This is a genomic window from Ruegeria sp. J8 (genome assembly GCF_056531925.1).
In genome coordinates this window covers 259,565-272,686 of the sequence record NZ_JBQFMR010000006.1, presented here as the reverse complement: position 1 = coordinate 272,686, position 13,122 = coordinate 259,565, and the positions used below count along the sequence as shown (strand labels likewise).

General features: G+C 60.3%; 18 protein-coding genes. 7 read left to right on the top strand and 11 right to left on the bottom strand.

The window, feature by feature from the left end; all coding sequences use genetic code 11:
* Positions 1–12: 12 nt before the first annotated feature.
* Positions 13–981, bottom strand: coding sequence for a KpsF/GutQ family sugar-phosphate isomerase (locus ACR0L1_RS14655; RefSeq protein ID WP_480859580.1), 969 nt, complete (start codon positions 979–981; stop codon positions 13–15).
* Positions 978–1,592: a ribonuclease D gene (locus ACR0L1_RS14650; protein ID WP_170790089.1), complete on the bottom strand. Its 615-nt coding sequence runs from the start codon at positions 1,590–1,592 to the stop codon at positions 978–980. Before ACR0L1_RS14650 ends, ACR0L1_RS14655 begins: the two co-directional genes overlap by 4 nt.
* Before the next feature lie 163 nt (positions 1,593–1,755).
* On the opposite strand from ACR0L1_RS14650, the gene ACR0L1_RS14645 reads away from it, so the two are divergent.
* The 7 genes from ACR0L1_RS14645 to ACR0L1_RS14615 all read left to right on the top strand — a co-directional run bounded on the left by ACR0L1_RS14645 (position 1,756) and on the right by ACR0L1_RS14615 (position 8,527).
* Positions 1,756–2,976 carry an MFS transporter gene (locus ACR0L1_RS14645; RefSeq protein WP_480859578.1) on the top strand — a complete coding sequence of 407 codons (1,221 nt, stop codon included), beginning with the start codon at positions 1,756–1,758 and terminating at the stop codon, positions 2,974–2,976.
* Between the two features lie 33 nt (positions 2,977–3,009).
* Entirely contained in the window at positions 3,010–3,438 is a 429-nt protein-coding gene (locus ACR0L1_RS14640) for an Lrp/AsnC family transcriptional regulator (protein WP_170770997.1), read from the top strand.
* Between the two features lie 73 nt (positions 3,439–3,511).
* Positions 3,512–4,198 (top strand): lytic transglycosylase domain-containing protein, encoded by a 687-nt coding sequence (locus ACR0L1_RS14635; RefSeq protein ID WP_480859576.1) that lies wholly within the window; start codon positions 3,512–3,514, stop codon positions 4,196–4,198.
* 9 nt (positions 4,199–4,207) lie between these two features.
* Positions 4,208–6,295: a flagellar biosynthesis protein FlhA gene (flhA, locus tag ACR0L1_RS14630; protein ID WP_480859574.1), complete on the top strand. Its 2,088-nt coding sequence runs from the start codon at positions 4,208–4,210 to the stop codon at positions 6,293–6,295.
* Positions 6,292–7,065, top strand: a complete 774-nt coding sequence (locus ACR0L1_RS14625; protein WP_480859572.1) for a flagellar biosynthetic protein FliR — start codon at positions 6,292–6,294, stop codon at positions 7,063–7,065. The genes flhA and ACR0L1_RS14625 overlap by 4 nt, the downstream gene beginning before the upstream one ends.
* On the top strand, positions 7,062–8,144 hold the full coding sequence (locus ACR0L1_RS14620) for an EscU/YscU/HrcU family type III secretion system export apparatus switch protein (RefSeq protein WP_480859570.1): 1,083 nt from the start codon (positions 7,062–7,064) through the stop codon (positions 8,142–8,144). The genes ACR0L1_RS14625 and ACR0L1_RS14620 overlap by 4 nt, the downstream gene beginning before the upstream one ends.
* Positions 8,144–8,527: a hypothetical protein gene (locus tag ACR0L1_RS14615; RefSeq protein WP_480859569.1), complete on the top strand. Its 384-nt coding sequence runs from the start codon at positions 8,144–8,146 to the stop codon at positions 8,525–8,527. The genes ACR0L1_RS14620 and ACR0L1_RS14615 overlap by 1 nt, the downstream gene beginning before the upstream one ends.
* A 5-nt stretch (positions 8,528–8,532) precedes the next feature.
* On the opposite strand, the gene ACR0L1_RS14610 is transcribed toward ACR0L1_RS14615, so the two are convergent.
* Genes ACR0L1_RS14610 through ACR0L1_RS14570 form a run of 9 tightly spaced genes read right to left on the bottom strand, consistent with a single transcriptional unit; the run spans position 8,533 to position 13,099 of the window.
* Entirely contained in the window at positions 8,533–9,060 is a 528-nt protein-coding gene (locus ACR0L1_RS14610; RefSeq protein ID WP_480859567.1) for a flagellar basal body-associated FliL family protein, read from the bottom strand.
* Positions 9,061–9,070: 10 nt separating this feature from the next.
* The gene (gene flgH / locus ACR0L1_RS14605) at positions 9,071–9,802 is read right to left on the bottom strand and encodes a flagellar basal body L-ring protein FlgH (protein WP_480859565.1); all 732 of its coding nucleotides are present in this window, start codon (positions 9,800–9,802) and stop codon (positions 9,071–9,073) included.
* Positions 9,802–10,218 carry a flagellar basal body P-ring formation chaperone FlgA gene (flgA, locus tag ACR0L1_RS14600; RefSeq protein ID WP_170771012.1) on the bottom strand — a complete coding sequence of 139 codons (417 nt, stop codon included), beginning with the start codon at positions 10,216–10,218 and terminating at the stop codon, positions 9,802–9,804. The genes flgH and flgA overlap by 1 nt, the downstream gene beginning before the upstream one ends.
* Entirely contained in the window at positions 10,218–11,003 is a 786-nt protein-coding gene (gene flgG / locus ACR0L1_RS14595) for a flagellar basal-body rod protein FlgG (protein ID WP_480859563.1), read from the bottom strand. Before flgG ends, flgA begins: the two co-directional genes overlap by 1 nt.
* A gap of 21 nt (positions 11,004–11,024) precedes the next feature.
* Entirely contained in the window at positions 11,025–11,735 is a 711-nt protein-coding gene (locus tag ACR0L1_RS14590) for a flagellar hook-basal body complex protein (protein ID WP_170786406.1), read from the bottom strand.
* Positions 11,735–12,007 carry a flagellar biosynthetic protein FliQ gene (locus tag ACR0L1_RS14585; RefSeq protein WP_170353788.1) on the bottom strand — a complete coding sequence of 91 codons (273 nt, stop codon included), beginning with the start codon at positions 12,005–12,007 and terminating at the stop codon, positions 11,735–11,737. The genes ACR0L1_RS14590 and ACR0L1_RS14585 overlap by 1 nt, the downstream gene beginning before the upstream one ends.
* Positions 12,008–12,011: 4 nt before the next feature.
* Complete coding sequence (gene fliE / locus ACR0L1_RS14580) at positions 12,012–12,302, bottom strand: flagellar hook-basal body complex protein FliE (protein ID WP_480504192.1); 291 nt, start codon at positions 12,300–12,302, stop codon at positions 12,012–12,014.
* A gap of 11 nt (positions 12,303–12,313) precedes the next feature.
* Positions 12,314–12,700 (bottom strand): flagellar basal body rod protein FlgC, encoded by a 387-nt coding sequence (flgC, locus tag ACR0L1_RS14575; protein WP_170790101.1) that lies wholly within the window; start codon positions 12,698–12,700, stop codon positions 12,314–12,316.
* Positions 12,701–12,712: 12 nt separating this feature from the next.
* On the bottom strand, positions 12,713–13,099 hold the full coding sequence (locus ACR0L1_RS14570; protein WP_170771566.1) for a FlgB family protein: 387 nt from the start codon (positions 13,097–13,099) through the stop codon (positions 12,713–12,715).
* Positions 13,100–13,122 lie beyond the last annotated feature (23 nt).

The window sequence follows — 13,122 nt, the reverse complement described above, 5'->3', positions numbered from 1 at the left end:
GGCCCCGCCCTCTTATCCCAGCCCGACGCGCAGGCAATCGTGAATGTGCAGCAGACCCAGCGCGGGGCCGTCCGTATCCGGTTCGACCACAAACAACGAGGTGATCTTGCGGTCATTCATGATCGCCACGGCTTCTTCAGCCAATGCATCGGGTCCGATTGTCGTCGGGTTCTCGGTCATCACCTGCGCGGCTGTTTTGGACAGCAAACCATCCATGTGACGGCGCAGGTCCCCATCGGTGATAATCCCCGAAAGCTGGCCACCGCTTTCTGTCACGCCCGCGACGCCGAACCCTTTCTGGCTGATCTCTATCAGCGCATCGCTCATGGCGACATCGGATGCCAGCAGGGGCAGGGCCTCGCCCGTATGCATCAGGTCACGCACCGTGCTGAGCCGCGCGCCCAGCTTGCCTCCGGGGTGGAAAGCACGGAAATCCTCGGGCTTGAAATCGCGATGTTTCATCAGCGCGATCGCCAGCGCGTCGCCCATCGCCAATGTCAGCGTGGTCGAGATCGAGGGCACCATGCCAAACCCACATGCCTCGCCCATCGAGGGGATCAGCAAGTGCACATCCGCCTGTTTCATCAGCGTGCTTTCAGGCTTGCTGGACAGGCCGATCAGCGGAATCCCAAACCGGCGGGTAAAGGCCAGCAAGTTTGCCAGTTCCGGCGCTTCGCCAGAATTCGAAATCGCCAGAACAACGTCGCCCTTGGACACCATGCCCAGATCGCCATGGCTGGCCTCGGCAGGGTGAACGAAATAGGCGGGCGTGCCGGTGCTGGCCAAAGTTGCCGCGATTTTGTGGCCGATATGACCTGATTTGCCGATGCCGCTGATGATAATGCGGCCTGTGGCTTGCAGGATCAGCTGCACGGCCTCGGCAAAGTCTTCGTTCAGGTTGTCGGCCAGCACGTCCAGCGCGCGGGCTTCGTCGGTGATCACCTGTCGGGCGGTTTTCAGGAAGGCGTCTGTATCGGTCATGAGTGCGCAAAAATATCCGTTTCGGGCCAACCGGCGAGGTCAAGCTTCGCACGCATCGGCAAGAATTCAAAACAGGCCTGGGCCATTTCCGTCCGGCCTTCGCGGGCCAGCCGACCGTCCAGCGCCTCGCGCAGACGGTGCAGATACAAAACGTCCGAGGCCGCATAGTCCAGCTGCGCCTCTGTCAGGGTTTCGGCACCCCAGTCGCTCATCTGTTGCTGTTTCGAGATATCGACCCCGATCAGTTCCTGGCACAGGTTTTTCAGCCCGTGGCGGTCGGTATAGGTGCGCACCAAACGGCTGGCGATCTTGGTGCAATAGACCGGCGCGGCCAGTGCACCAAAGGCGTGATACATCGCGGCGATATCGAAGCGTCCGAAATGGAACAGCTTCAGTACGTCGGGGTTTTCCAGCATCGCGCACAGGTTTGGGGCCTCGGTCTGACCTTTGGCGACCTGCACAATATGGCTGTTGCCATCGCCGCCCGACATCTGGATCACACACAGACGGTCGCGATGCGGGTTAAGCCCCATGGTTTCGCAGTCGATGGCCACGACAGGGCCAAGGTCCAACCCGTCCGGCAGGTCGTTTTGATAAAGATGGTTCGCCACGGGGTCTTCCTTTGTGCGGTATCGCCCCCGAGATAGGCGGTTTGGCCCGTGAACTCAACGCCATCCATAGAATGCAACAAAGATACGCGATTCTTGACCATCCGAGACTGGGCTGGGAAAACCAACCATGTATCCGTTTCCACCGGAAAGGACCGCCCGGACAATGCTGAGCATCTTGCGAAACCGCGTTTATCGCCACCTGTTGGCTGCCCAGATCGTGGCGCTGACCGGCACCGGTTTGGCGACGGTTGCGCTGGGACTTCTGGCATTTGATCTTGCGGGCAATGCCGCTGGCATGGTGCTCGGCACGGCGCTGACGATCAAGATGGTCGCCTATGTGCTGGTCGCGCCCATTGCCGCCGCCGTGGCCGAGCGGCTGGATCGCCGCAAAATGCTGGTGGTGTTGGATCTGGTCCGCGCGGCTGTGGCTGTCTGCTTGCCCTTCGTAACCGAGATCTGGCAGGTTTTTGTGCTGATTTTCATCCTACAATCGGCCTCGGCCGGGTTCACGCCCGCGTTTCAGGCCACGATCCCGGATGTGCTTACGGATGAGCACGACTATACAAAGGCTCTATCGCTGTCCCGGCTGGCCTATGATCTGGAGAGCGTCGTAAGCCCACTGCTTGCCGCTGCTTTGCTGACGATTGTCAGTTTTGACAGCCTGTTCTGGGGCACTGGGGTTGGTTTTGTCGCCTCGGCCCTGCTGGTGGTTTCGGTCGTCCTGCCCTCGCCCAAACCCAAACAACCCCGCGGTATCTTTGACCGCACCACCCGCGGCCTGCGCATCTATTTGGCCACACCACGCCTCTGGGGGTTGCTGGCGCTGAACTGGACGGCTGCAGCCCTCAGCGCGACGGTTATTGTCAACACGGTGGTTATTGTGCGCGGCGATCTGGGACTGTCGGAAAGCGCAGTGGCAACGGCTCTGGCCGGGTTCGGAGGCGGTTCAATGCTGGCCGCTTTTGCCCTGCCCGCCCTGTTAGAGAAACTGCGGGACCGCGACGTCATGCTGACCGGCGCGAGCTTTGGCACGTTGTCGATGGCCGTGGCCGCCGCGATGTCGGCGCTGTCACTGATCTCGCTGCCCAGCCTCGCGCTGATCTGGGCCTGCGTCGGGTTTGGCTATTCGGCAACGCTGACCCCGGCAGGCCGCTTGCTGACCCGCTCGGCCCCGCCTGAGGATCGCCCTGCGCTTTTCGCCGCGCAATTCACGCTGTCGCATCTATGCTGGTTGGTGCTCTATCCCCTTGCGGGCTGGCTGATGACAGACAAGGGCACAACCCAAACCTTTGCCTGGATGACCTTTGCGGCGGCCTGGGGGATCGGGTTTGTGGGCTTTCTGTGGCCACGGTCCCTGACCCATTCCCCCCACAACAAGCCTTGAGCCTCTGCCCACCCTTGCACTACATCTGGCGTCATGGATCAACTGGACCGCCGCATCATCGCCGCCCTGCAACACAATGCCCGTGAGTCGACAACCAAGATCGCGGCCAAGCTGGGCGTAGCCCGCACCACCGTGCACGAGCGGATCAACCGCATGGAAGAGCGCGGCGTGATCGCGGGTTACTCCGTCGTACTGACCACACCCGAAGACAGCCCCCGCGTACAGGTCGTTGTCCTGCTGGAGGTACAGCAAAAGGAAACCACGCGCATCATCAAGCGGCTCGAGGCCTACCCCGAGGTCAAACTGTGCCTGTCCATCAACGGAGAATTCGACCTGTTGCTATCCGCCGAGGCCCCAAGGTTGGAAGATCTGGACATTCTGGTGGATGAGCTGGCCAAAATCCCCGGCGTTCTGCGCACCAATACCAGCGTCGTGTTCGGGCGGCGGATTGATCGAATCTGATTGGCCGATAACCCTCTGTAAACCTAAGCGGGACTAGTTTGGCCGGGACTGATCAGAATCCCGGACCGGCAGAATGCCCCATCGTTTCATCTCAGGACTGGTTGTCGCGCTTTTCGTCGCGCAACCGCTGGCCGCCGCGCCAGATGCCCGCGCTGCCGGGATCTGCGACCATGCCGCCCGACGCGCGGCACAGGCGCATGACGTGCCGCTGGACGTGCTGCGCGCCATATCGCGGGTCGAAACAGGCCGTGCGGTGGACGGCCAGCTTGCCCCATGGCCTTGGACCATCAATGTTGAGGGCAAGGGGTTCTGGTTTACTTCGGAATACGAGGCGAAAACCTATCTTTTCAACATCTTCAAAGCAGGCAAACGCAGCTTTGATGTCGGCTGCTTTCAGATCAACTACCGGTGGCACGGTAAGGCTTTTCGGTCGATCGACGCGATGTTCGACCCACTTGAAAACGCACAATACGCCGCCCGGTTCCTGAAAAAACTGCATGCCGAGCTTGGGTCATGGACCGCTGCCGCTGGTGCCTATCACTCGCGCACGCCGGATCTGGCGCAGGCCTATTCCGGCCGGTTCAGGCGCGTTCTGGCCGGGTTAGAGCAGGTTATCGACGCGCCTCTGGCGGCGCGGGACCCGTTCACCGGGGCGGCTGCGCCGTTGATCCCGCAGGACACCGACCAAACGCGCGGCACTGCACTTGGCTCGCTGGTTCCTGCGACCGGAACCGCCACCGCCTTCATCCCATTCAACTAGGAGGGTCGCGTGCCCAAGATCGACCTTCGTTCCCTGTTCTCGCCCACCGTCCTGCTGGCGCTGGCGCTGATGACGGTCATCGTGATGATGATCCTGCCGATGCCCGCCTGGGTGCTGGATGTAGGTCTGGCGGCGTCTTTCGCGCTGGCGATCCTGATCTTCACTCTGACCCTGTTCATCGAACGGCCCTTGGATTTCTCATCCTTCCCCACGATCCTGCTGGCCTCACTGATGCTGCGGCTGTCGCTGAACGTGTCGTCAACCAAGCTGATCATCGGTCAGGGGCACACCGGCCCCAGCGCCGCCGGGGACGTGATCGAGGGATTCGCCAATTTCGTCATGGGCGGCAGCATCTTTCTGGGGCTGGTGGTGTTCGGCGTACTGCTGATCGTGAACTTCATGGTCATCACCAAGGGCGCTGCCCGCATGGCCGAGGTCGGTGCGCGCTTTGCCCTGGACGGAATGCCGGGCAAACAGCTGGCCATTGACAGCGACATGTCCGCCGGAGCCATCGACCACCAGCAAGCCAAGGAACGGCGCGAGCGCGAACAGCAAGAGACGACATTCTTCGGCTCGCTCGACGGTGCTTCGAAATTCGTCAAAGGCGATGCGGTTGCTGGTCTGCTGATCACCCTGCTGAACCTTGTGATGGGCCTGATCATGGGGGTGATCGTGCATGGGATGCCGATATCCTCGGCGTTTGAAACCTATGCCATCCTGACCGTGGGCGACGGGTTGGTGTCGCAAATCCCAGCCGTGATCATCTCGATCGCCTCGGCGCTGCTGCTGGCGCGTGGCGGTACGCAGGGGGCCACGGACAACGCTATTTTCTCACAACTGGGCAAGCACCCGGCGGCGTTGGGGACGGTGGCAATGCTGATGGTGCTGTTTGCTTTGGTGCCGGGTCTGCCCTTCCTGCCCTTCATCCTTGGGGCAGGTGTACTAGGCTATGCGGCCTACAGCGTGCACCGCAAACAAAAGGCCGAGGCCGACGCCGCCATCAACCCAGCGACCACCGACGACACGCCGGTTTCTCAGGCGATTGGAGACATTCTGGATCTGGACGACGTGCATCTGGAATTTGCGCCGGATCTGGTCAGCATGGTGCTGAACCCCGGCACCGGGTTGGATGCCCGGATCGCCAATATGCGGACCTATGTGGCCTCGACCTTCGGTCTGATCCTACCTGACATCCGCCTGACCGACCGCGCCGATCTGCCCATGGGCACCTATGTGGTCAAGGTCCACGGGGTTGAACAGGCGCGTGGCGAATTGAACCCCGATCTGGTGCTGGCGCTGGTACAGGACGACCGAGATTTGCTACCCGACGGCACCGACGTGACCGAACCCGTCTATGGCGCCCCTGCCCGCTGGATTCTGCCCAAAGATCAAGAGGCCGCGGCGATGAGCGGGGCCACCATCGTCTCGCCCCCCGAGATCCTCGCCACGCACCTGCTTGAGATCATCAAACAGAACTTCTCGCGCCTGCTGACATTGAAATCTCTGCGCCGGCTGCTGGCCGAGATGACCAAGCTCAGCGATCCCATCCGGGCCGAGGCCAACCGCAAGCTGCTGGATGAACTGATCCCCGACAAAGTGCCGATCGACACGCTACATGCGGTGTTGCGGCTGCTGCTGGATGAGCGTGTTTCGATCCGCAACATGGCCCTGATCTTGGAAAGCGTGGCCGAGGCGCGCCTGACCACGACACAGCCTGAAGGTATCTGCGAACTGGTCCGTCAGCGCTTGGGCTTCCAACTGGTGGCCGAGATGAAGCGCGAGGATGGCTCGATCCCACTTATCCAACTGGCCCCGGAATGGGAGGATACGTTTTCGACCTACCAGATCGACGCGCCAAATGCGGGGCTGGACGTCGCGCTGCCGCCGAACCTGTTCAACAAACTAGCCGATGGAGTCGTTAACACGGTGTCACGATCGGCCGATCATGGGCTGTTTCCGGCGGTTGTGACTTCGACCCGGCGACGGCGATTGTTGCGCACGATCATGCACGCGCGCGGCGTCGCGAACCCGGTCCTCTCGTTCGAGGAAATCGGACTGGAAGCACGCCCTGCCCTGGTCGGAACGGTGCCCGCGTGATCGCCCTGCCGCCCGAGCTTCTACCCCAATTGGGGGATGGGCTGTGGCACCTCTTTGCCGTCTTTCTGCGTGTCTCTGCACTGGTTTCTCTGCTGCCCGCATTTGGCGAGCGCAGCATTCCGACCCGCGTGAAACTGGGCATCTCGGTGGCGTTCACACTGATCATCCTGCCTGCCACCCCGGCACCAATCCCGTCCCCCGGCCTACTGCCGATGGTACGGCTTATCGTGACCGAGATATTGGTCGGCGTGGCACTGGGGCTGGGGTTGCGACTTTTCGTGCTGGCCCTGCAAACCGCCGGCTCTATCGCCGCGCAAGCGACCTCTCTGTCCCAGATCCTGAGTGGCGCGGCCGCTGACCCGGTTCCGGCTATGGGCTACATGCTCACCCTGGCCGGCCTGACCCTGGCTGTATTGCTGGGGCTGCATGTTCACGTCGCGCAATTCCTGATCCTAAGCTACACGCTGTTTCCGATGGGCGTGGCCCCGGCAGCCTCGGACCTGTCGGAATGGGGCGTGCAGCGGATCGCGCGCAGTTTCAGCCTTGCGTTCAGCCTCGCCATGCCCTTCGTCATCGCATCATTGATCTATAACCTCGCGCTTGGCGTGATCAACCGAGCCATGCCACAGCTTATGGTGGCTTTTGTCGGCGCCCCCGCGATTACCTTTGCCGGTCTGTTCCTGTTGTTTGCCGGCACGCCTTTGATCTTGTCGGTCTGGGCCGACGTGCTGTTTTCCTTCATCGTCAACCCGGTCGGAGCCAGCAGATGAGCGGTGATGACGACAGTGACAAGTCATTCGAGCCAACGCCACAGAAGCTTCAGAAAGCACGCGAGAAGGGCGAAGTTGCCAAGTCTAACGACCTGTCGGTTGTCGCGGCCTATTCGGGGTTGCTGGTGGCTCTGCTGGCCGCAGGCAGTTATGGCGTCCAGCAAATGGGGACACTGTTTGTCGTTCTGGTCGATCAAGCCAGCGACTTGTCAGAATTGTTGATCGAGGGTCCAGCCGTCAATCCGGTCGCTGGGCTACTACAAACCGCTCTGGTGGCGATGTCCATCCTGTTCGCCTCGCCCGCCGCGGCCGTATTGCTCAGCCTGATTGCCCAGCGGGCCCTGATTTTTGCGCCCAGCAAGCTGAAGCCCAAACTCTCGCGTATTTCGATCCCATCCAACGCCAAGAACAAGTTCGGGCGTGGCGGTCTGTTCGAATTTGCCAAGAGCTTTGTGAAACTGGTGATCTATGGAACGTGCCTGGCCCTGTTTCTGCGCGCCAATCTGGACCAGATCCTGTCAGCCAGCGCGGCACCGGCCAAGGCATCTTTGCTTTTGATGATGAATTTGTTGTTTCGGTTCCTGTTTATCGTCGTCGCCGTGGCTCTCGCGATCGGAGCGGTGGATTACCTTTGGCAATATGCCGAGCATATCCGCAAAAACCGGATGTCGCGCAAAGAAATTCAGGACGAAACCAAGGACGCCGAGGGCGATCCGCATGTCAAACAGCAGCGCCGCCAGCGCGCGCAAGAGATCGCGACAAATCAGATGATGGCGGACGTGCCCAAGGCAGATGTGGTTGTTGTCAACCCAACCCATTTTGCAGTCGCGCTAAAGTGGTCGCGGGCCGCCGGCTCAGCCCCGGTCTGTGTTGCCAAGGGCGTGGACGAGGTGGCAGCCGCCATTCGATCGGCGGCTGGAACAGCGGGCGTTCCAATACACTCGGACCCGCCAACCGCGCGCGCGCTGCACGCGACCGTCGAGATCGGGCAGGAGATTGCAGAGGAACATTATAAACCCGTCGCTGCGGCTATTCGGTTTGCCGAGGCAATGCGCAAAAAAGCAAAAGGGCAGATTTGATGAAACGCCAAAAGCTTTCAAACTTGCAAATAGCCACAGACGCACTTTTCCAGAAAGAGCATCAAGCCCTGGCACCCATCTTGCAGGCCGAGATCCGTATCCAAAACCAGCTGGCACGATTGGACGGTCAAGTTCGGCAAACGCGTCGGGATATCAACGACACCGAAGGATATCGTGTCACCGGAACAGATATCCTGTGGCATGGGTGGGAATCCAATACCCGTCGTCAGTTGAACATGGAACTGGCGCGGGTGAGATCGCAAAAGCTTGCAGCTCTGGACGCGTTGCGATCCGCGTTTGGGCGCCAGCAGGCGGTTACCCGACTGTCTGATATCGAAACGGAAAACCGACGCCGCGCTTTGCAGAAGAAACAGATACCTTAATGCGCTCAGGCATCCTGCCGGTTCACGCTCAGGATCATCACGTTCGAGATTTCCTTGCCCAGATCTTTCTGCGCCACTTCCAACAGGGACTTACGCAGCGAGTCCAGATTTTCCGAAGTGGTGAAATTGCCGTCAAACCCACCTGTGTTCGCGTGATCGAACAGAACTTGCAGGAAGCGGTCGCGCAATTTCGGCTCTATGGCATAGAAAGTGTCGGTCATGCCCGGTTTAGCCTCAAGGCTAACGGACATCGTTACCATGGCCGAAATGCGCTCGGCTTCAACAACTGGTATCACAAACTGTTTGGTCAGTTTCAGATATTCCACATCGCTGCTCTTGTCGTCTTTCTCCGACGTTTTGAACTTCGGTTTGGGTTTCTCATCTTTGGCCTTTTTGTCCTTGGGCTCCTTTTCCGCGGACGCATATTCCTTGCCCTCTTGTGCGGGCGCGTCGGATGGGGCCAGGAAAAGCCCGGCCCCGACACCTACGCCAAGGCCTGCCAACAGAAACAAAACGGGGATCAGTTTTTTCATCAATCAACCCTCAAAACGGTAGAAGAGTGTCTAGAACCTGCTGCCCATAGCGCGGCTGCTGCACATCGGTAATCTGACCGCGCCCCCCATAGGACACCCGCGCAGAGGCAATCTTGTCATACGTGATTTCGTTCTGGCGCGAGATATCCTGCGGGCGCACATAGCCGGTTACCAGCAGCTCGCGCAGTTCGAAATTCACCCGTAATTCCTGCGAACCCGAGATCGCCAATACGCCATTGGGCAGCACATCAATCACGGTTGCTGCAACGCGCAGCGTCAGTTTCTCTTTGCGCTTTACCGACCCTTTGCCGCGACTGTTGGAGGCTGAATCAATCGACACCGCCTCATCCAAAGAGGCGCCTTCGGGCAGTTGCTCTGCCGCTCTTTGCGGCAGCCCGAACAGACCGGGCACCGAAAGGCTTTCGGATCCCGCGCGGGACCGGTTGGTGTCGTTGGAAATCTCGGCTTTTTCATCCAGCTCGATCACGACCGTCAGGATATCGCCTTTCTTGATCGCCCGCTGATCGCCCAGCAGCGATTGCTGCCCACCCGTCCACAGCGACGATTGATCGACCGCGCGTTGGGGCTGCGTATGCAGCGGCAGACCGGGCCATAGCATGGCGACATGTTCGGGCGAATCCTCATTGGGTGTGAAGCTGGGGGGTTTACCCAGGTGATCGACGCGGCCACAGGCGCTCAGAACCAACGCGCCCAGTAGGAGTGATTTGGTATATACTGGCATCATTTTACCTCGATTTGTCCGTCGGTTCGGATAAAGCCGGTCACGGTGGTTCGCGACGACAGGTTCATCACCCGAATGCGATCGCCGACTGCCCCGCGACCCAACGCGCGCCCTTCTGCAGTGATCGACAGCGGTTGGCGATCAAAAATCAGAACCACCAGATCATTGCGGTCGACGATTGCGGGCGGTCCGAAATCGCCCGCGCGAATGGGACGGCCGGGATAGAGCGCCACGCGTGCCTCCTGCCCAACCAGCACGTCCGGGTTGGAAATCGCGCCGGGTATGTCCTGTTCCTTGGTGGCCAGATCAGTGGGCGCGATGATCTCTTTCGCGCGGATCGTACGGGTCGGGACCACAATATCGGCCATCGCCGCGCAGGGTCCTGCCATCACAAGTGTCAAAAACAGCACCCGCATCAACGCACCTGTGTGGTTGCGCCCATCATCTGATCGACGGCCGAGATCACCTTGGCGTTCATCTCGTATCCCCGCTGGGCTTCGATCAGTTCGGTGACCTCGCGCACGGCGTCGACGGAACTGTCCTCAAGATAGCCCTGTCGCAGCGTGCCCAGGCCATCCTCGCCCGGAGATCCGACAACTGGTGCGCCCGAAGCTTCGGTTTCTTTGAACAGGTTGCTGCCGATGGCCTCTAAGCCTTTGGCGTTCGAGAAACTCGCCAGGGTGAATTCACCCAGCAGCTGCCCTTCGGCGGCATCGTCGAAATAGGCATAGACCTCGCCCGCTGCGTTGATTGAGATTGAGCGCGCGTCGTCGGGGATTGTAATCTCGGGCGCAACCGCGAACCCGTCCGAGGTGACAATCAGACCCTCGGCTGACCGCTTAAGGCTACCGTCGCGGGTAAATGCGGACTGACCGTTGGGCAACGTCACCTCCAGATACCCACGCCCTTCGATCGCCACATCCAGATCGCTGCCGGTTGCCGACAATGCACCTTGCGCAAGCTGCACCGTCACCGCAGCGGGGCGGACGCCAAGCCCCAACTGAATACCTGCCGGCAAAACCGTGCCATCATTGGCGTTCACCGACCCGGCCCGTGCCATCTGCTGATAGTGCAAATCGGCAAATTCAGCCCGCCGCGCGTTGTAGCCGGTGGTGTTCATATTCGCGAGGTTGTTCGAGATCGTCTCAACCCGCATCTGCTGCGCGGTCATACCCGTCGCTGCGATTTTCAATGCCCGCATGTCAAATCCTCCGTTCTAAAGTCAGCGCATCAGCGCCTTGAGCGCGCCACGCACCCGTTCGTCTTCGGTTTCAAGAAAGCTCTGGCCCAGCTCATAGGCGCGCTGGATTTCGACCAGCCGTGTCACCTGTTCGATCGCGTTGACGTTGGACCCTTCGAGAAAGCGATGAACGATAACCGGCTCTTCGATCGGCACTACGTCGCCTTCGCTACGGAACTGCGTGCTGCCTTCGCGCACCAGGGACTTGGGATCTTCGACCCGGTAGACACCAAGCTGCCCCAGCAATTGCCCCTCAATACTGAGTGTGCCGTCGCTGCCGACGTCGATCGAGGCCGCGTCGGGGGGTACAAAAACCGGCGCGCCGTTGCTATCCAGCACACGGTGGCCATCCATCGTGACCAAATCTCCCTCGGCGCTTGGCGAGAACGCCCCTGCCCGTGTCAATCGATTGCCGGCCGGAGTTTCGACCATGAAGAATCCATCGCCTTCGATGGCGAAATCAAAATCGCCTCCAGTCTCAGTCAGAACCCCTTGCTGCAATGACGTGTTGCGCACCTCGGCCCGCGCCATTGACAAGGACGGATTGCCGGGCATGTCGCGCACGAATTCGGAAAACACCAAGCCTTGCGCGCGGTATCCGGTGGTGTTGGCATTGGCGATATTGTTCGCCACCAGCCGCATTTCGTTCATCAGCCCCGACTGGCGGGACAAGGTGGTATAGGCGGTATCCATCAGCGACCTCCGGCGATCAGCGGGACAAGGGTTGTGGTGAAAAACGTCACCAGCGTCTGGGTCATGAACCCCATGGAAATCCAGAACACAATGACGATGGCGATCAGCTTGGGCACGAAGGTCAGCGTCATCTCCTGCACCGAGGTCAGCGCCTGGAACAGGCCCACGATCAGGCCCGAAACCAGCGCCACAGCCAGGATCGGGACCGAGGTGATCACCGCGACCCACAGCGCCTGACGCACGATGTCATAGAACAGACCTTCGCTGAGCATCGCGTCAGACCGGCATCCGCAGGATTTCCTGATAGGCCTCGACCACTTTGTTGCGCACGACCACGGCCGTCTCGACCGCCAGTTCGGTCTGCGCCAGCGCCTGCACCAGCGCGTGCGGATCAGCCTGGCCGGTCATCGCGGTCTGCGAGATGGCCTCGGACTGTTTCAGCGTCGCGGCAAAATCCTGAAACGTGCTGCGCAATCCCTGCGCCATTCCGGCGTGATCGGGATCGGCCTGCGTTGCAGAGCGCGCGCCAGCATAGTTCTGGGCAGCATTGAGGACTCGGATATCCATTCTGGTGTCCTTTATTTTCTGAGGAGTTCCATCAGGCTCGACGACATCTGACGTGTCTGGTCGAACATCTTGAGATTGGCTTCGTAACTGCGCTGTGCCTCGCGGGCGTCGGCGATCTCGATCATCAGATCGACATTCGAGCCGCGATAATGGCCGGTCTCATCCGCCATCGGATGACCGGGGTCGTAAACGCGCGACGCGTCGCGGCGGTCCAGCTTGACCCGCCCGGCCTGTACCACCTCACGCCCGTCTTTTCGCACGGTTTCGAACGGTACAGTCTTGCGGCGATACCCCGGCGTATCGGCGTTCGAGATATTCTCGGACACGTGTCGCAGACGCGCCGATTGCGCGCGCAGGGCGCTGGTCGAGGCGGCAAGGGAATGGGAAAAATCACTCATCTCACTACCCCTTTATGACCGGCCAAGACTGGTGCGCAGGATGTTCATCGAAGATTTGTAAATGGTCAGTGCGCGGTCATGCTGGCGCTTGACCTCGACCGCCTTGAACATCTCTTCCTCGATAGAAACACCGTTGCCATTGGGATCGCCCGAAGGCGCGACGTCATATTCGGCCCAAGGCTGCGACGCGTTGTTGCCGTTCAGATGCCCGGCCCGCGTGGCGATCATCGCCCCCTCGAGCCCGGTTTCTTCGAATGCTGTTCGAAAGGCCTCAAGATCGCGGGGCTGGTAGCCCGGCGTATCCGCATTGGCCATGTTACGCGCAATTACGGCCTGCCGTTGCCCGGCATGGGTTGCCATTGCGTGCGCTGTCTTAAAGACGTTCAGGTCATAGAACATCGGGGCTTCTCCCTCGATCAATT